Raw genomic sequence first — 18,506 nt, forward strand, 5'->3', positions numbered from 1 at the left:
TTGATCATGCAAAAAGAAAAACCTAATGCCATGTCTGACTTAAAGACATGGCTTTGTTATTTAGAGCAACTGCATCCTACTACTATTGATATGGGATTAGAGCGAGTAAAAATTATTGCCCAGCGTTTAGAGATTTTGCAACCCGCTCCCTATGTTATTACGGTTGCAGGAACTAATGGCAAAGGTACAACTTGCCGAACACTGGAAATGATCTTGCTCGCTTCAAAACGAAAAGTTGGCGTATATAGCTCTCCTCATTTATTACGTTTCACAGAGCGAGTAAGAATTAATAATCAAGAGTCAACAGCCCAAGAAACGGTTAACGCATTTGTAGAAATTGAAAAAGTTCGTGGTGATATTTCTTTAACTTATTTTGAATATGCAACCCTTGCAGCACTTTATCAGTTTAAAAAAGCAAAATTAGATGTAGTTGTGTTGGAAGTTGGGTTAGGTGGAAGACTTGATGCAACAAACATTGTCGATGCAGATATTGCTGTTATCACAACAATTGACATTGATCATGTGGATTATCTTGGAAACACTCGAGAAAGCATTGGGCGTGAAAAAGCCGGTATTTTTAAATCGAAAAGTATTGCTGTTGTTGGTGAGCAAAATGTTCCTGCCTCTATTCCATTGGCGGCAGAATTAGTTAACTGTCCTATCTATATGGTAAATAGCGATTGGTCGTATCAACAAATTAATGATACTCAATGGTCTTTTCAATCCCCCTTGGCTCATTATTATCATTTACCTATGGCAAATGTTCCATTAGCTAATGCTGCGACAGCAATTGCAGCTTTAAGTTATTCTTCTTTAAACATTACCCAGGATGATATCGTTAAAGGATTAAAACAAGCAAGCTTAGTCGGCAGATTTCAGACGTTGCAACATTCACCATTGGTTATTATTGATGTTGCTCATAACCCACATGCTGCAACTTATTTAATTAAACAATTAGCTCAATTAAAAGCTAAACAATCCAATACAGGTAAAATAAGATTTGTTATCGGCATGTTAAAAGATAAAGATATAAAAAGTACATTATCTATTTTACAGGGCGATGTATGGTATTGTGCGACACTATATGGTGAGCGAGGTTGCAAAGCGGAAGTATTGAAGCAATACTTGCTTGATAAAGAAGAAACCCGTGTTTTTACATTTGATCATGTGACGGATGCTTATCAAAAAGCAATGCAAGATGCCAAAGATAATGATATTATTGTAGTATGTGGTTCATTTCATACGGTAGCTGAAGTTTTAGAGCAATATGAGTTAAGTGAAATTAATCATGACGAAAGACAAAAATAACGTTTCAAATAATCAAAATAGAATGAGAAATCGACTTGTTGGTTTTGCAACATTGTTACTTATTTTAGCCTTGATAGCACCTTGGATCATCACCGATAAATCGAATACAACAACATCGACTACGCCCATTTTACAACCGAACATAGTTAATCAGCAGTTTCAATCCGTCGAACTTACTCCTGATGACAGCTTAACGCAAAATAACTCAAGTGATGTTGCCAATTTTCCTTATGCACTCGACACAGACCAAAATCCAAGTTCATTAATTTCACCTGAAATCAATGCAGAGGATGTCAGTGAACCGATAACGACAGATCAAACGGTCACAACTGCGCAAGATTCAAAATTATATATGATTCAGATAGCGGCCTTAAGAAATAAGCAAAAGATTGAAGAACTTGTTGCGTTATTACGATTAAACAATTATAACGTAAAAGTTATTCCTAAAAATCCAGAACCTAACCAATTAATAAAATTACAAGTTGGGCCTTATGCTAAAAGGGAGCAAGCAGAACAAGTAATCGATAATCTTAATAATTTAACAAAACAAAAAAGCATTATTATTACTAATTAAAAAATTTGTTCAAAAATAAAAGTAATAAATAATATCTCCTATAAATAATTAATTGTGAGTTACTATGATGAATTGGATTGATTTTACTATTATTGGCATAATCATTTTTTCCGCCTTGGTCAGTATAATACGGGGCTTTGTTCGAGAAGCATTATCTCTGATTAGTTGGGTGCTGGCATTTTTTATTGCGAGCCGATTTTATATTTATATTACTCAGTATTTAACCTATTTTGATAGCGAACTGATCCGTACTTCTGTTGCCATAGCTATTCTTTTCTTCGCGACATTACTCGTTTGTTCATTCATTTCTTATGTTATTGGCTTATTAGTCCAAAAAACAGGTTTATCTGGGACAGATCGAGTATTAGGGATCTGTTTTGGCGCATTACGTGGAATATTAGTGGTTGCGGCAGTACTCTTTTTTATTGATACTTTTACACCATTTGCGGAATCGCAATATTGGAAAGAATCACAACTTATTCCTCATTTTCATGTTATTATTCGTTGGTTTTTTGATTTTATACAACATTCGTCTTCATTTTTAGTGCAGTAATTTTGAGGTAATCATTGTATGTGTGGTGTTGTTGGTATTTTAGGATGTAGCACAGTTAACCAATCTATCTATGATGCATTGACCGTATTGCAGCATCGAGGTCAAGATGCTGCGGGTATTGTAACCATTGATGAACAAAACTGTTTTCGTTTACGTAAAGCAAATGGTTTAGTTAAAGATGTTTTTCAAGAACATCATATGCAACGTTTGCAAGGTACATTAGGAATTGGACATGTACGGTATCCTACAGCAGGAAGCTCAAGTCCTTCAGAAGCTCAACCCTTCTACGTTAATTCGCCTTATGGCATAGCACTTGCACATAATGGTAATTTGACCAATGCTAACGAATTACGTAATAAAGTATTTGAATTAGCAAGACGCCACATCAATACTAACTCTGATTCAGAAGTACTACTGAATATTTTCGCTAGTGAATTAGACAAATTTCCTACCTATCCACTTTCTGCAGATAATATTTTTACTGCTATACGTCATGTACATAATATTATCAAAGGCGCATATGCGTGTGTCGCAATGATTATTGGGCATGGCTTGGTTGCATTTCGTGATCCCTATGGTATTCGTCCTTTAGTCATTGGTAAACGCATTTTAAATAATCAAAAAGTAGAGTATATGGTTGCCTCTGAAAGTGTCGCTTTAGATATACTTGATTTCGAATTTATACGTGATGTCGAACCCGGTGAAGCGATTTATATTACACAAGATGGACAACTTTATTCACAGCAATGTTCTGACAATCCCCAATATTATCCCTGTATCTTTGAATACGTTTATTTTGCACGACCCGATTCGTTCATGAATGGGGTATCCGTTTATCAATCACGTATATTAATGGGACAAAAATTAGGTAAAAAAATAGCACGAGAATGGAAAGATGTTGATATTGATGTTGTGATTCCCATTCCTGAAACATCTTGCGATGCTGCACTTGAGATTGCCCGAATTTTAAATAAACCCTATCGTCAAGGGTTTGTCAAAAATCGCTATGTTGGACGAACATTTATTATGCCAGGTCAAGCTACTCGCAAACTTTCTGTAAGACGTAAACTTAATGCTAATCGCATTGAGTTTGAAGGAAAGAATGTCCTTCTTGTCGATGACTCTATTGTTCGAGGTACAACATCTGAAAAAATCTTGGAAATGGTTCGCTCTGTAGGCGCTAAAAAAGTTTATTTAGCGTCGGCTGCACCCGAGATTAGACATCCTAATGTTTATGGAATTGATATGCCAACAGCCAGTGAGCTTATTGCTTATAATCGAACAGTCGAGCAAATTGCTAAAGATATTGGGGCAGATAGACTTATTTTTCAGGATCTATCTGACTTAATAGACTCAATCCGTGAAGAAAACCCTAAGATTCATCATTTAGAGTGTTCGGTGTTTGATGGGCAATATATTACAGATGGTATTGATGAAAGCTACCTGATTCAATTAGAACAAACAAGAAAACAAAATCAAAAAGCTTTTAATAATAAAGAATCAGAAAATCTTGAAATATATAATGAAGAACAATAATCAATATTGTTGCTGAAAATGACATTTTTATAAAAAAATACCAATGTTCTAATATTTCTGTTTTTTAATCTGCTTTATTTAATATTAGATAAAGAAGACTAACGTATTATTAATATTATCAATTTGATAAATAATCCCCCTCATTTTTTTAAAAGCTATTCCTTCTCATATCCTGAAGATATTTTCATCAAATATTTACAAATATTTTAAAAAAGGTATTGAACAATGACTTCTTTGTAATATAATCTTAAAAAAAGTAATCTTTTGTAAAGAATTTTAAAGGCGATGTGAATGCTATCGTTTTTTCATTCTAATAAAGGTGCTTTTTTTATCAAAAAACTGAATAAAAAGAGTTTTTGATACATATATTATCAATAAAGTGAAATATGAGGAATGATTAAGATGAAAACAAATCTTAATTTAAAAATTGTTTCAACCTTAGTTGTTCTGGCATTAAATTGCCAGACAGCTATGGCATTGGACTCGAAACAAGGCACTTCTACTGCTGCTGTAGACAACAGTAAAGTTATTGAACTTAAAAATGGTATTAAAGTTCGAGAAATGGTTAACAATAAAAAGGCTAGCCTTTACCAAATAGCATTAATAAGTGGTATAAATGTTGACCAACTACGCAAAATGAATAATGGACGCTTTGATAAAAAGGATGTTATTGAAGAAGGCGAGCTTCTCGTGCTTCCTGAAAACTCTCCACTATTACCTGCCATCAGTACAAGTAAAACTGAAGATACTAAACAAATCAAATATTCAAATTTACCGGATTTAGGATCAGATGAAAATTATGATGTACAAGCAGATAAAGATAAGCTTGCAACGCATGTTGCTTATGCTTTGCAGACATTAGCAACACAAGATTGGAAACAACTATTATCATCTGAAAATGGTGGCTTATCAAGTCAATTGGCCAATCGAGGTAAAGATTACGCAGAGGATTATTTACGCAGTAGCGTGAAAAATCATGTTGTAGATCCACTCCGTACTGCAGCTCAAGACTTCTTAGGGCGTTTTGGTACGGCTCAATTATCTTTTGACGTTAGTGATAAAGGGCAATTTAGTAACGTCAACGTAAAACTATTTAGTCCTTGGTATGATACAGAAAATACCTTGATATTTAGCCAAATATCATTTCAAGAATATGAACATAAACGACGTATTGGGAACTTTGGTATAGGTCAACGTTGGGACTTTGCAGATAAAAAATGGTTATTAGGTTATAACGTATTTTTAGATCATGACTTCCAACGTTCACACAATCGTTTAGGTTTAGGTGTTGAAGCTTGGAGTGACTACATGAAACTTGCAGCTAACTATTATCATCCTTTATCTAGTTGGAAACAATCTCGTGATTTTGATGATTATTTAGAACGTGCTGCAAAAGGTTTTGATGTTCGTTTTCAAGGTTATTTACCACAATATCCACATTTAGGTGGTTCATTAATGTATGAACAATACTTTGGTGATAAAGTGGCATTATTTGGTAAAGATAATCTACAAAAAAATCCAAGAGCAGTAACAGCAAGCGTTGATTACACACCTGTGCCACTTTTTACCATCAAAGCGGAACATAAGCGAGGGCAAAATAATCAAAAAGCTACTGCCGCTTCATTGACGATGAATTATCGTATGGGTGTTCCATTAAAAGACCAGTTAGATCCAGATATGGTTCAAGCAGCACGTTCATTAGCCGGAAGTCGTTATGATTTAGTTGATCGTAATAACTATATCGTTCTTGAATATAAAGAGAAAAAATTAAGTGTTGATTTAGGACTTGAATCGTTACAACTTGTTGAAGGACAAAGCTACGATGTCAGTATCGCTGTTTATAATGCAAAAGGATTAAGCAGTTTAAAATGGAATGGTGATATGTTTGAAATTGATGCAAATGGTGGATTCCTTTGTTATACAACAGGCATTTGTTCATCTTCATCATGGGCTACACCAAAAGCAGATACTCAAAATTGGAAAATTGTTGCACCAAGTTATGTCGATGAAAATGGTAAACGTCATCCAATTCAATCTAATGGTAAATATACATTATCTGTTTCCGTTACTGATAAAAAAGGTCGTTCAGCAACATCAAACCAAGTGTCATTTGAAGTTATCCCCGATCCTGTCATGCGTAAGATTGGTCTTTGGGCTGTTGATCGTTATGGCAATAAAACCACAATGGCTTCTAATTCAGCCGATGGTCTCAGTGCAATAACATTGATTGCCAGTCTTGTAAAACCAAAGGCACCAAATGGAACAATTTCAGCAATAGAGGATGCAGTTGGTTTTAGTGATGAACAACTCATGAACCGAATTCCAGACTCATTTGATTCTGTTCTTAAAGGCTGGACAGCAACAAGTAATGGTAAAAAAATCACCTTAATCGATGGTACTTCGGGTCAAGTAACGTCTTGTCCTAAACAAGAACCCTGTGTCATTGTGAAATCCTTTGAAAAAATCAAAATGGGTCAAAAAATTTCTGCTAAGGCAGCCACTGCTGGGGGTATGGATGCAATTGGTGATAGTTATGCATTAGATGTCGCTTCTAACATCGAAGGGGTAGTTGAATTTTCAACTTCGATAGATCAATTTGGTGCATCATTTAATAAAGTATCCATAGATTTTGCTGGTGGTCAAGCTGGATTAATTAAAGTTTATCGAAGTGATGGAGTATTGGTTGCGACTCAAGCTGGAAACTTATTAGAGTTTGATCCTAATGGTTCAAAAGAGTGGAAAGTTGATAATGAATATTATGTTAAAGCATATGCGGCAGATGGTATCACTGAAATAAATAGTTCATATGTGATTTGGTCTCTTGTGGGGTCTAATGCAGTTGCATGTCCTAATGGAGCGGCAACAGCAGCTTTACCTGATGCAAGCAACAAACCAAATGGGCCTTGGTTTAATGTCGCAATGGGATATAACGCACATTATAAAATTAGAAGTATAAAAACAGGTAGTTATGCAACTTCTGGTTCAAGCCTTATCGCTCATGCTGATGCGCCACAAGAGTTAAATCTTGAGCCGATAAACGCAACGCCTTCAGCGTGTGCAGGTGATCAAGGATTCAGATTACAAGTCTTTGTTAAATAGAATGTTAAATAAAAAAGAGTTTTAGATAACCAATTTATATAGGTTATCTAAAAGTTAAATATAAAACGGTGTATATTATTTTTGATATACAATAATTAATAAATGAAAAATAGGAAGTTAAACATGAAAAGTTTAATGATTAAAAATATTGCTTTAGGTCTATTAATCGCTGGATGTGCAGCAAGTAACGCATACGCACTTACTGGTGTAAGTGCTAAATATATAGTGGGTAATGCACCTGTTATTAAAAGTCTTGGTGGTAAAGATCACAGTTTAACCGTATCGGTATCCTCTGATGCTGATGGTAACAATACCGTGGGTGGTCGAGCAGCAAAAGTTAATGATTATGTCGTTATCGAGTATAATTTACATGATGAAGATGGTGATAGCGACCCTTCAGGTAAAGTAGTTAAAGAAACCTTTAAAGCATTTTATAAAAGTGCGTCTGGTGAATGGAAAGAAGCCAGTTTAACTGAGTCAGATATTAAGTTCAGTAATGGTAAAATTACGTTTAAAATCACTAATGAGTTTGCCGGTGCAACACAAATTGGTTTCAAAGTATTAGAAAAAACGGAGTTTGGTTTACCTTACACAAATAAATGGTTAAAAGTTGCTGATATTTGGAGTAAGCAAGCACCAGGTCAAGTCGATACCTTAGATCCGACAGATCCGAGTAAAGCACCTTCTGATGATATTAATGGTCCGACCAAAGACGAAATAGGTAGTAACCCTAATGACGGTCCTGGTGAGCAAAAAGATCCAAATAAAATTACAAATGGACCAATTGAATCTGATGACATGAGAGTCTACATTTTAGCTGCTGATTCAAATGATAACTATAGTATAACGGGTAGTACTTTCGTACCTAAACAAGGTGGAAAATATCGAGCAGTGGTATGGTTAGATTCTAATGGCAACGGTGCTTTAGATAGCGGTGAAACTGATTTATCTGCAAATTATAACTTTACTTGGGAGTTAGAAGGAACTTATGCTGGTGTTGGAGCAACAACAGATTCGTTATCACAAAATCAAAACATAACTTTAGGTCAACTTAACAACGATTCAATGTACAGTACGACCTACAAAGCGGGTGCTCAAGGTTATAAACTTAAAGTTACTGCTACCGCAAAATAATGCTTATTTAAAACTGATAAAAAACCACTCTAACGAGTGGTTTTTTTATGTATAAAATAGTCTAAACATGTTGTTAGATTGATTTAAGCTGTTAAGTATTGTGCCATACTCACTAAGTTAAATACCCATTTAGGATAGACTCCGCAAATTATGATAAGTAATGCAGAAAGGGTAATGAGTAGCTCACTCACTCCGATTTTATGCCATTTAAAACTAATTACTGAATTATTGATAAATTGATCATCTCGACAAGTTGGTTTGATATAAAGGTTGATCACTAAGCGAGCATAAAAATATAAACCAAGCGCGCTACCGACTACAACCGCTGCCATTAACCACCATAGTTCAGCGGTGACGCCTAATAGAACTAATAAAAATCGACTGATAAAACCGAGAGTTAAAGGTGCGCCAGCTAATGAAAGCAAGCCTATTCCCATAGATAATGCAAGGATAGGGCGTCGCCAAAATAATCCCGACAAATCTAGCTCATTTTCATGATCATGAAGCTCATTTGAGTGAGATTCCAAACTAATTACACCTAGAACAGTGATATTTGCAAGAATATAACCTATTAGATAAACACCGATTGTTTCTAAGGCTAAAACTTGATATTGAACAGCAATTAACGCTATTAATAAATAACCAAAATGTGCAATTGAGGAATATGCAAGAAGACGTTTTAAATTACTTTGCATAAAAGCAAATAAATTACCCCATAAAATAGAACAAAATGCCATCACAATTAAAATAATTCGGATGGTTTCGTTGTTTACAATAGGAGCTAATAAAAATAGTCTTGCGATAGCACAAAATATCGCAACTTTCCCCACTGTTGATAAAAGTAATGCGACAACAGTTGGCGCACCTTGATATACATCGGGTAACCAAAGTTGGAAAGGAACAAGTGATAATTTAAAACCCACACCTACAAGCATTAAACACACCCCCATTAATAACAGTGTGCTTGGGTAGGTCATGGTGGATAACTGATAACTTAAACCACTAAACGTTAATTCACCGGTGGATGCATAATAAAAAACAATTCCCATTAGCAAAAATGCACTTGCAACGGCAGATAGAATCATATATTTAATTGCTGCTTCAAGAGAGTGTGTTTGAATATATTGATATCCTATTAATCCCACAAAAGGAATGGAAAGTAACTCGATACCAATAAAGAAAGCAATTAAATGGCTGGCATAAACTAAGGTCACTCCACCTAATGCCATGAAAAGTAATATTATATAAAACAATCCGTGTGACTTTTGTTCTTGCTTAAACCAACGATATGCTAAGCAACTGACGATAATTGAAATTAATAAAATCAAACTTGTATAAAGCAAACCATAGCCATCACAGGTGAAAAGTACTGTAATTTCTTGGGAGTTCCAATTATTTACATTATGCGGTTGTTGAACATCTGAATGAGGGGCATTTTTGATTTGGTTCTCCGCAATGTCTGTATTTTTCGGTGTTTTATCTGTTATAGTCTGTTCTGAATTGGATTCGTCTAACTGAGTTTGGATGGCATGATCCGCTGATTCTTCGCCTGTTCCATTATTATTGTCAGTCGGTGCTTCTGTCTGATTAGCTTGTTTGTCTGGTTGAGTGGGTGCAGCATCCACTGCTAACAATTTTGCATTCTGAAAATCAGGAGAAGTCAGTGGTAAAGAAGAGATAAATATTTGCATATTATCACTACTGATATCTGAGATTTTCTGATCATTGGCTGAAATTTTATATCCCATGACAGATGCGCAAATTAATGCGAGCATTAAACCACATAAAGATAAAATAGCGCAGCATTTTGTACTCACTTTTAAACGAAACAATGCAAACATTAGCGCAATAATAGTAAGACTTAATATATAAATAGGTGATAAAGCTATCATATCTTATTACTCTCCCATGCGCTCTGTTGTTATATAGTGTTGAGTTTGATTCATGACAGAATATGACATATCTAAAATGATTTTAGGATATAATCCGATAAAAACAAGAACAGCCAATAAACTACTTAACAATAAAAGCTCTTTGATATTAAGAAAACACTTTTTCATGGTTTCATTATTATCGTGACCGCCATGAAAAATAGGTTGCATTCGAATAATGAATGAAATAGATAGCATAAGTAAACCTAATGCTAATAAAATTGTAGAATAAGAAAACGTTGTGAAACTTCCAAGTAACATCAGATAATTTCCTATAAAGTTAGCTGTGCCAGGTATACCCAATACGGCCAATATGAAAAATAACGTAAACGATGATAAATATTTGACTCGCTCTTTCAATCCAGTAAATTGACTGATGTTACGTGTTGAATAACATTCAACTAATAAACCACTAATCATGAACATACCGACAATCGCTAAGTTAATTGCAATAATTTGTATGACTACTCCTTGGTAGGCGATTAATGAACCACTATAAATGATAGCGGTCACAAAGCCCATCAATGCAATATGAACATAAGCAATTAATTTTTTAATATCCGTCTGATTAAATGCAAGTAGTGCAGAATAAAAAACGGTGATCAATGCAAGTATTAAAATTAAAGGTACAATTGTTGCAGAAGCATTAGGGAATAATGGTATGACAAAACGCAATAACCCAAAAGTGGCAGTACTAAGCAATAAACCACTAATCATCATTGAGCCGGTTGTTGACGATTCGATATGAGCTTCAATAAACCAATTATGGAATGGAACAAAAGGAATACGCACAATAAAGGCAGCCATGAATCCAAGCATTAATAAATATTCTGTTTTACTTGATATAGGCGTTTTAGTTAGGATTTGATAATCAAAAGTCCAATGACCCGTTAAATTCCAATTAATGAGAGCTAATGAAACAATCGAGATTAACATTAACAAACTACTGATTTGAGTATAAATAAGAAATTTACTCGCACCATTAAAGCGTAATTGAGAATTGGAGTCTCGTCTTCCCCATAAAGAGATTAAAAAATAGATAGGAATCGCAACCGCTTCCCAATAAAAGAATAACAAAAAGAGATCGGTAACTGTAAATAACATCATGACAGCTGATGTCATAGCTAAAATACACAGATAGTATAATCCAGTATTATTAATGCTTTCTTTGCTTGAATAGGCGATAGTGAATAAAACAATAATGAGTGTTGAAGTAATAACAATGATTGATAGCCCATCTAAAATTAAGTGAAAACGAATACCTAATAACGGAATCCATTCAAAGTTGACTTCTTCGACCCAACTATTTCCTTGATCCATAATAGCTTGCGCATCCAGCCAAAAGTTGATTACCAATATTAGCGAGATGATTATCGTCATGAATGCGATACAAATTGGTAGTTTATTCCAACGTGATTGCGCATCAACAGATGCGACCATTCGTTGTAAAAAAAGATGACATAACCAACCAATAAATCCACCTGTCACAGGTAAGAAAATAAGCCATAACAACATGAAAGATTTCACCTTTATTAAATAAACACAAGTAACATTAATATAATAATACTACCCATTACAATTGAAACCATATACCATCTGAGATGTCCATTTTCGAAGCCGACAATATATGAATTGATTTTTTTTATACCCAGCATAACCCAATTATCCCAAGTTGCTAATGGATCCTTTTTCAACTTACTGGTTAAAAAGATGAAAGGCTTAACAAAAACAGTATTGAGTAAATAATCAAATCGCCATTCTGCTTTACACAGTCGTGTAAAAAACTTCACTATTGGCGTGTTTAACACTTCCTTCACTTCGCTATTAGGATAAGCAAATAGTGTATAAGCGATGATAATACTAAGTAACGTTACCGCAGCAAATAGAAGCTGGAATGACAATTTTACATTAGTATCTAATGCAGCAATTGGAATTATTCCTTTTATGGGTAACGGAAAATAGATAACTAATGATGAGGTAAATATTAACAATAAGAAAATAGGACAATAACTCATCCAATTCGTCTTGGCAAATTGATTGATTTTAGGTTTATGATAAAACACCATAAAGATTAAACGTAAAATACTCACACTCGAGAGCAAAATACCTAATAAACCAATGGTTCCATTCATCAGATTATCTTGAGCCATTAATCCCCAAATAATGTCCCCTTTAATGTAAAAGGCAGCTGAAATCCATGGCATTGCACTAAGCGATAACAGAATGACTAAAAAAATGATAAATAAAATAGGGAATTTTTTATATAAACCGCCAATTTTACTAATATCACGCTCTCCTTGGCATTTCTTAATAAGTATTGCAGAAGCTAATATGAGTAACGTACTTGTCATTGTATAATTGATTAAACAATTAAGTGATAAACTCCAATGTTGAGTTGAAAATGAATAAAATAGATAGCTAATTTGTGCCAGGTTTATGAAAGTGACTATACGTTTAATATCGTATTGTACAAGAGCAATAGAACTTGCAAATAAAACTGTTAGCGATGAAATTATTGTCATGATAGAAAGTACATCGCTAGACATCATAAACAAATTACTGAGTCTTAAAATTAAATAAACACCCGCTAAGATTACCGTTGAACTTTGCATTAATGCCATTGCCGGCATGGGGGCTAAGGTACTTTCAGTAAACCATGATTGCATTGGAAACAGCGCTGATTTACTCATTGCACCAAGTAATAGCATTAATGTTATCCAATAGATGATATCTGAATCGATGGCTAAATTAGCATGTGCGAGAGTCAATATATTACGAATATCTAACGTATGAAGCGTTTGATAAATTAAAAACACACCAATGAGTAAAAAAACATCGGTCAAATGCATGATCACAAACGCTTTAACAGCTGCAAAACCATTACGGATTTGTTTATAGTAAATGCCAATAAGTAAGTAAATACTTAATGTAACACCTTCCCAACCAATTAGCATGACTAACAGATTATCGACTAAAATAATTGTTAACATACTGGCTATTAACAAATTGCTATAAGCATAAAAAGTATAAATATCTTTTTGAGATGTTAAATAATACGCAGCAAAAAAATAGATAAGCATGCCCAAAAAAGCAATTAACACAAGAAAAGTTAATGACAAACCATCTAAGGTTAAAGTAATAGGAACAACAAAATCCCCTATAGAAAACCAATTCCATAATGGTCTGCTATAAATTAATGACATATCAGGGACTGAGTTAGTAACAAAATCAATACAAGAAAATACGGTAATTAATACTACAATCAGCATAGTACTAATGCCGATAATGATGATATTAATTGATCGTATTTGTCTTCCTAAGCTAACAAGGGCTAAAAAAGAAAGCAAAGGAACAATGATAGTTAAATAGAGTAAATTCATCCTTTCATTTCGCTTAATGAGTCAATATTAAAAATTTTCTTTCGGTAAACTAGCTTTCTAAAAAGGGCAAGTCCAACACACACTTCGGCAAGTACCACAACAATCGCTAAAATAGCCAGTACTTGCCCATCTGTATGTTGCCAGTGGCTACTTGCTGCAATTAAAGCAATAATGGCTCCGTTGTTCATTATGATTAGGCTAAGGAGCAAAAAATAGAGATTGCGCCGAATCATCACGCCTAGTAAACCAAGGACAAATAAGATTGAAGCTAAAATAAGGCTATGCATTAATGGAATCATATTAGCTCTCCGACGACAAACGATGCATAAAATGATAAGCAATGACCGCTGCACCTAACAATAAAAATATTCCCAATTCTGCCATTAAAATATAAGCATGTATTGAAATTTCATGGGTTAATTCATGTGGCTCTTTTAGTTGTGAATAGTCAGTGCTTACTACTCCATAAATAAGGATGACCAGTAAAACAAAAGCTAACATTAGCGGAACTAACCATATTTTAGGGCTAATACCTCGTTTATCATTTTCTACATTGTCTTTACGAATTTTAAGTATACTTGCAATGGATAAAAAAAGCGTTACTGTTCCGCCAATAAAGAACACGATATAAAGCACAGCTGATAAATAAGTATTAAGTAGAATCAATATCAACGCTGAAGCAAAAAGCGAAACAATCAGGTACAAAATAGCTTTATCTATTTGTAAGCAACTAATCACTTTCATGCTAGCAAAAATAGCTATAATCGACGCAATATAAAACACAGCGATCATTAAATAATCCAATATCTATTCTCAATATCATTAGTATATACCCAAATTAAAGCAAGATACAGATTACAGGCGAGCTATTCATTGAAAAACAGTGATTTAATAAAAAATAGAATGTTATTTTTTAATATTAGCTAAGAATTTAAAGATAAGTGCATTATATTTTCAATATAATTAAAACAAAAAAAAAATTAAAAACCATAAAATTTTATTATTTAAATTCAATTAAGCATTGATATAAAGTATATAACTTAAGCAAATTAACCATTATTTATACTTATTTCTTTAAATTGTGAACATGCCCTTACAGCTTAAAGTTGCTTAATCATAAATTTTAAATACATAAAATGAGATCAAAATGAACAGTGAATACTCCTCTATGCGAAGTAATGTTAATATGTTAGGTACCCTCCTTGGCGATGCAATAAAACGAGCGACTGGTAACGAAACTTTTGATTTAGTCGAAAAAATAAGGAAGCTATCAAAATCTGCTCAACAAGGAAATAAGCAATGTCATCAAGAGTTACTCAATGTAATAGAACATCTTAATGATGAAGATTTATTACATGTTGCTCGAGCATTTAACCAGTTTCTAAACTTAGTGAATATTGCGGCAGAATATTATGGCATTTCGCCACACGGGGAAGCGGCAAGCAGCCCTAAAAAAATGACAGAACTATTTACCACCCTAAAAAAATTAAACTTTTCTGAGCAAACAATCACACAAGCCATTAACGATTTATCAATTGAATTAGTATTGACTGCTCACCCAACCGAAATTAATCGTCGTACAATGATTAATACCTATACTGCAATAAATAATTGTTTATCGCAATTAGATCATAATGATCTTGCTGATTACGAAATTGAACGTATTATGCGCCGATTAAAGCAGCTAGTTTGTCAAGCTTGGTATACAGATGAAATACGCAAAAAACGGCCTACACCCCTTGATGAAGCTAAATGGGGATTTTCAGTTATAGAAGACAGTTTATGGCAGGGTGTTCCACTTTTTTTACGGGAATTTAATGATCAACTCGTTGATGCGTTTAATCAACAACTATCTGTTGAACATGTTCCGATAAAATTTACCTCATGGATGGGGGGAGACCGTGATGGTAATCCTAATGTCACAGCAGATGTGACAGAAAAAGTCATGTTACAAGCTAAATTAAAAGCAATTGAATTATTTTTAGCAGATATTCAAATATTAGTGCGAGAGTTATCGATGACAGAGTGTAACCAATCTGTTATTGATCTGTTAGATGAGCCAAATAAAACAGCATCAGAACCTTATCGAGCGGTGATGAAGCAACTGCGAGCCCGTTTAGTTAAAACTCACAGTTACATAGTATCAGTACTCAATAATGAACAAGTCCTTGCTCCTGCTGATCTTTTGATTAAAAATAACCAACTATGGGATCCACTTTATATCTGTTACCAATCATTAATTGATAATGGGATGTCAACAATTGCCCACGGACCTTTACTTGATACATTACGTCGAATAAAAAGCTTTGGTTTACAGTTAGTCAAATTAGATATACGTCAAGATAGTTCTGTTCATACTGAAGCGCTTGATGAACTAACGAAAGAACTTAATCTAGGAAGTTATGCGCAATGGTCTGAAGAAGAGAAACAAGCATTTTTATTAGCCGAACTTCAATCTAATCGCCCATTATTACCCTATCATTGGCAACCTAGTCAAATAGTTAAAGAAGTATTTGACACTTGTCGTGTAATTAAAAAAGCTGGTGAAGAGTCGATTGCTTCTTATGTTATCTCAATGGCAAAAGCACCTTCGGATATTTTAGCGGTATATTTGCTTTTAAAAATAGTCGATTGTGAAAAAAATATCCCTGTTGCACCGCTGTTTGAAACATTAGAAGATTTGAATAATGCGAAGACTGTCATGCAAAAATTATTGGATATTCCTTGGTATCGACAAAAAATCCAAGGTAAACAAATGGTCATGATAGGTTACTCGGATTCAGCTAAAGATGCAGGAACCCTTGCGGCATCATGGGCACAATACCGTTCACAAGAAGAATTAGTCACCTTATTTGAAAAATATAATATCAATCTTGTTTTATTTCATGGGCGAGGCGGTTCAATTGGGCGTGGTGGGGCGCCAGCACATGCGGCACTCCTTTCTCAGCCTCCCGGTTCATTAAAAGGGGGGCTTCGTGTCACTGAACAAGGTGAAATGATTCGGTTCAAACTTGGTTTACCGGAGGTCGCGCTCAGTAGCTTAATGTTATATGCTTCAGCAATACTTCAAGCAAATTTATTACCCCCTCCACAGCCGAAACAAGCATGGCGTAATATCATGGATGAAATGTCAGATATTTCATGTCAATGCTATCGACGTTATGTTCGTGAAAAAGTAGAATTTGTCGATTATTTTAGAACGGTCACACCCGAAGCAGAATTAGGAAGATTACCACTTGGTTCAAGGCCTCAAAAACGGCGAACAGGTGGTGGAATAGAAAGTCTTAGAGCTATTCCATGGATCTTTGCTTGGACACAAAATCGCTTAATGGTACCTTCATGGCTTGGTGCTGGCTATGCCTTAAAAAAAGTGATTGAAGAGGGGAAAAAAGATCTGCTCAAAGACATGTATCACAACTGGCCTTTCTTTAATGCACGATTAGGAATGTTAGAAATGGTATACGCTAAAGCTGCACCAAAGATTCATGAATACTATGAACAACGTTTAGTTGATTCTAGCATGTGGCCATTAGGAGAAGAGTTACGTAATTTATTAACGGATGATATTAATACCGTTTTAACCATTACTGACGATGATAGTTTAATGGCCGATCTACCTTGGATTGCGCAATCTGTTGCATTACGTAATATTTATATTGAACCGTTGAACTTATTACAAGCAGAATTATTAAATCGTTCTCGTCAACGTAATGATGAAGAAAATACGATAGTTGAACAAGGATTAATGATCACAATATCAGGTATTGCTGCTGGAATGAGAAATTCTGGATAACTTAATAAAAGTAAAAAAGGGCAATCGCCCTTTTTTATTTATCTGCTAATAGTTCATCTAAATACGTTTTAGCATCTCGATCACCTTGCTCACTCGCTTTAGTAAACCAGTAAATTGCCGTATCTTTATTTTTTTTGATACCTTCACCTTCGAGATATTTAATGGCTAAATTGTATTGAGCATCAGCACTGCCTTGTTCAGCGGCTTTAATATACCATTCAATCGCTTTTTTAATATCTTTGGGAACACCACCGCCAACATCATACATTACGCCTATATTATATTGTGCATCTGCATTCCCCGCTTCTGCTGCTTTAGAGAACCAATGGGCAGCTAATTGGTTATTAGGTTTAGTGCCTGTACCTGTGGCATAAATAATGCCTAAATTATACATTGCAAGTACATTACCATATTCTGCCGCTTGCGTATAAAAATAGGTTGCAGCAACATAATCTTGAGTCAGACCGTCGCCGTGTTCCGACATTAATCCTAGATAATATAGGGCTTCAGGCACATTATATTTCGCCGCTTTACTAAACCAATCGGCTGCTTGCATACGATCTTCTTCTACACCATCACCAAAAAAGTACATAATGCCTAGGTTTAAGTAAGCATCAAAAACGCCTTGATCTCCAGCTAGAATAAAATAGTTAATAGCGCTATCGTTATTTTTGGCGACACCTTCCCCATTTTTGTACATTAAAGCTAAATTATAAAGTGCAAAACTATAATTTTGATCTGCTGCCAATTTAAAATATTTAAATGCTTTCGATAAATTACGCTTAGTTCCTAAACCATTTTGATACATATATGCTAAATTATTCTGGGCTTTAGCTAATCCTTGGTCAGCTGCTTTTTTAAACCAAAACAGCGCGCGAACATTATTAACTTCAATACCGCCTAAACCTTGTTTATAAATATTACCTAAAGTGTATTGTGCTTGTGCATCCCCTTTTTCCGCCGAAAGCTTTAAAGAAGGAATCAATGAGCTAGGATCAGTCATTATTAGTTCTGGAGCTTTTGATGCACCATTTTCATTAGCTTTGACACTAAATGAAAAAGATAACATTAATACCAATAATAATTGAAATGTCTTCATAGTTTTTATTCATAATAAAAGTGTTATTAAGTATATATTAACAAGATAAAAATAAATAGTTTATATGTTTTTTGATAGATATAATCGATAGATTCTATA

At 34.4% G+C, this 18,506-nt stretch carries 13 protein-coding genes; 7 read left to right on the forward strand and 6 right to left on the reverse strand.

The features are described from left to right. Positions 1–3 precede the first annotated feature (3 nt). The 6 genes from folC (at position 4) to A9G10_RS00930 (ending at position 8,204) form a co-directional block, all read left to right on the forward strand. Entirely contained in the window at positions 4–1,308 is a 1,305-nt protein-coding gene (gene folC, locus A9G10_RS00905; protein WP_442903210.1) for a bifunctional tetrahydrofolate synthase/dihydrofolate synthase, read from the forward strand. Continuing rightward, a complete protein-coding gene (locus A9G10_RS00910; RefSeq protein WP_143425915.1) occupies positions 1,289–1,882 on the forward strand; it encodes an SPOR domain-containing protein in 594 nt (197 codons plus the stop codon). The genes folC and A9G10_RS00910 overlap by 20 nt, the downstream gene beginning before the upstream one ends. Positions 1,883–1,949: 67 nt before the next feature. Beyond that, complete coding sequence (locus A9G10_RS00915) at positions 1,950–2,435, forward strand: CvpA family protein (RefSeq protein ID WP_065557836.1); 486 nt, start codon at positions 1,950–1,952, stop codon at positions 2,433–2,435. Positions 2,436–2,453: 18 nt separating this feature from the next. Then, a complete protein-coding gene (purF, locus tag A9G10_RS00920) occupies positions 2,454–3,971 on the forward strand; it encodes an amidophosphoribosyltransferase (RefSeq protein ID WP_065557823.1) in 1,518 nt (505 codons plus the stop codon). A gap of 402 nt (positions 3,972–4,373) precedes the next feature. Next, on the forward strand, positions 4,374–7,070 hold the full coding sequence (locus tag A9G10_RS00925; RefSeq protein ID WP_065557824.1) for an inverse autotransporter beta domain-containing protein: 2,697 nt from the start codon (positions 4,374–4,376) through the stop codon (positions 7,068–7,070). A 123-nt stretch (positions 7,071–7,193) separates the two neighbouring features. Further along, positions 7,194–8,204, forward strand: coding sequence for a hypothetical protein (locus A9G10_RS00930; RefSeq protein WP_065557825.1), 1,011 nt, complete (start codon positions 7,194–7,196; stop codon positions 8,202–8,204). 83 nt (positions 8,205–8,287) lie between these two features. Here A9G10_RS00930 and A9G10_RS00935 read toward each other — a convergent pair whose 3' ends face one another. The 5 genes from A9G10_RS00935 to A9G10_RS00955 are packed head-to-tail and all read right to left on the reverse strand — an operon-like array spanning position 8,288 to position 14,307. Next, positions 8,288–10,096 (reverse strand): NADH-quinone oxidoreductase subunit N, encoded by a 1,809-nt coding sequence (locus A9G10_RS00935; protein WP_065557826.1) that lies wholly within the window; start codon positions 10,094–10,096, stop codon positions 8,288–8,290. A 6-nt stretch (positions 10,097–10,102) separates the two neighbouring features. After that, a complete protein-coding gene (locus A9G10_RS00940) occupies positions 10,103–11,650 on the reverse strand; it encodes a complex I subunit 4 family protein (RefSeq protein WP_065557827.1) in 1,548 nt (515 codons plus the stop codon). Positions 11,651–11,667: 17 nt separating this feature from the next. Continuing rightward, positions 11,668–13,515: an NADH-quinone oxidoreductase subunit 5 family protein gene (locus A9G10_RS00945; protein WP_065557828.1), complete on the reverse strand. Its 1,848-nt coding sequence runs from the start codon at positions 13,513–13,515 to the stop codon at positions 11,668–11,670. Beyond that, positions 13,512–13,814, reverse strand: a complete 303-nt coding sequence (gene nuoK / locus A9G10_RS00950) for an NADH-quinone oxidoreductase subunit NuoK (protein WP_065557829.1) — start codon at positions 13,812–13,814, stop codon at positions 13,512–13,514. The genes A9G10_RS00945 and nuoK overlap by 4 nt, the downstream gene beginning before the upstream one ends. A gap of 1 nt (position 13,815) precedes the next feature. Continuing rightward, the gene (locus A9G10_RS00955) at positions 13,816–14,307 is read right to left on the reverse strand and encodes an NADH-quinone oxidoreductase subunit J family protein (RefSeq protein ID WP_065557830.1); all 492 of its coding nucleotides are present in this window, start codon (positions 14,305–14,307) and stop codon (positions 13,816–13,818) included. Positions 14,308–14,662: 355 nt separating this feature from the next. Here A9G10_RS00955 and ppc point away from each other — a divergent pair, with 355 nt between their 5' ends. Further along, complete coding sequence (gene ppc, locus A9G10_RS00960; RefSeq protein ID WP_065557831.1) at positions 14,663–17,308, forward strand: phosphoenolpyruvate carboxylase; 2,646 nt, start codon at positions 14,663–14,665, stop codon at positions 17,306–17,308. A gap of 34 nt (positions 17,309–17,342) precedes the next feature. Here the strand turns inward: ppc and A9G10_RS00965 are convergent, their stop codons facing one another. After that, positions 17,343–18,407: a tetratricopeptide repeat protein gene (locus A9G10_RS00965; RefSeq protein WP_065557832.1), complete on the reverse strand. Its 1,065-nt coding sequence runs from the start codon at positions 18,405–18,407 to the stop codon at positions 17,343–17,345. Positions 18,408–18,506 lie beyond the last annotated feature (99 nt).

The sequence above is a fragment of the Gilliamella sp. wkB308 genome (assembly GCF_001690185.1).
GTDB classification, from domain to species: Bacteria; Pseudomonadota; Gammaproteobacteria; order Enterobacterales; family Orbaceae; genus Gilliamella; species Gilliamella apicola_I.

What these genes read in the sequence shown, in the direction of transcription:
- A9G10_RS00955 (WP_065557830.1), bottom strand. Translation starts at nt 14,307, where the DNA reads ATGATCGCTGTGTTTTATATTGCGTCGATTATAGCTATTTTTGCTAGC.
- A9G10_RS00930 (WP_065557825.1), top strand. Translation starts at nt 7,194, where the DNA reads ATGAAAAGTTTAATGATTAAAAATATTGCTTTAGGTCTATTAATCGCT.
- nuoK (WP_065557829.1), bottom strand. Translation starts at nt 13,814, where the DNA reads ATGATTCCATTAATGCATAGCCTTATTTTAGCTTCAATCTTATTTGTC.
- A9G10_RS00915 (WP_065557836.1), top strand. Translation starts at nt 1,950, where the DNA reads ATGAATTGGATTGATTTTACTATTATTGGCATAATCATTTTTTCCGCC.
- A9G10_RS00910 (WP_143425915.1), top strand. Translation starts at nt 1,289, where the DNA reads ATGACGAAAGACAAAAATAACGTTTCAAATAATCAAAATAGAATGAGA.
- ppc (WP_065557831.1), top strand. Translation starts at nt 14,663, where the DNA reads ATGAACAGTGAATACTCCTCTATGCGAAGTAATGTTAATATGTTAGGT.
- A9G10_RS00965 (WP_065557832.1), bottom strand. Translation starts at nt 18,407, where the DNA reads ATGAAGACATTTCAATTATTATTGGTATTAATGTTATCTTTTTCATTT.
- A9G10_RS00935 (WP_065557826.1), bottom strand. Translation starts at nt 10,096, where the DNA reads ATGATAGCTTTATCACCTATTTATATATTAAGTCTTACTATTATTGCG.
- A9G10_RS00940 (WP_065557827.1), bottom strand. Translation starts at nt 11,650, where the DNA reads ATGTTGTTATGGCTTATTTTCTTACCTGTGACAGGTGGATTTATTGGT.
- A9G10_RS00945 (WP_065557828.1), bottom strand. Translation starts at nt 13,515, where the DNA reads ATGAATTTACTCTATTTAACTATCATTGTTCCTTTGCTTTCTTTTTTA.
- A9G10_RS00925 (WP_065557824.1), top strand. Translation starts at nt 4,374, where the DNA reads ATGAAAACAAATCTTAATTTAAAAATTGTTTCAACCTTAGTTGTTCTG.
- purF (WP_065557823.1), top strand. Translation starts at nt 2,454, where the DNA reads ATGTGTGGTGTTGTTGGTATTTTAGGATGTAGCACAGTTAACCAATCT.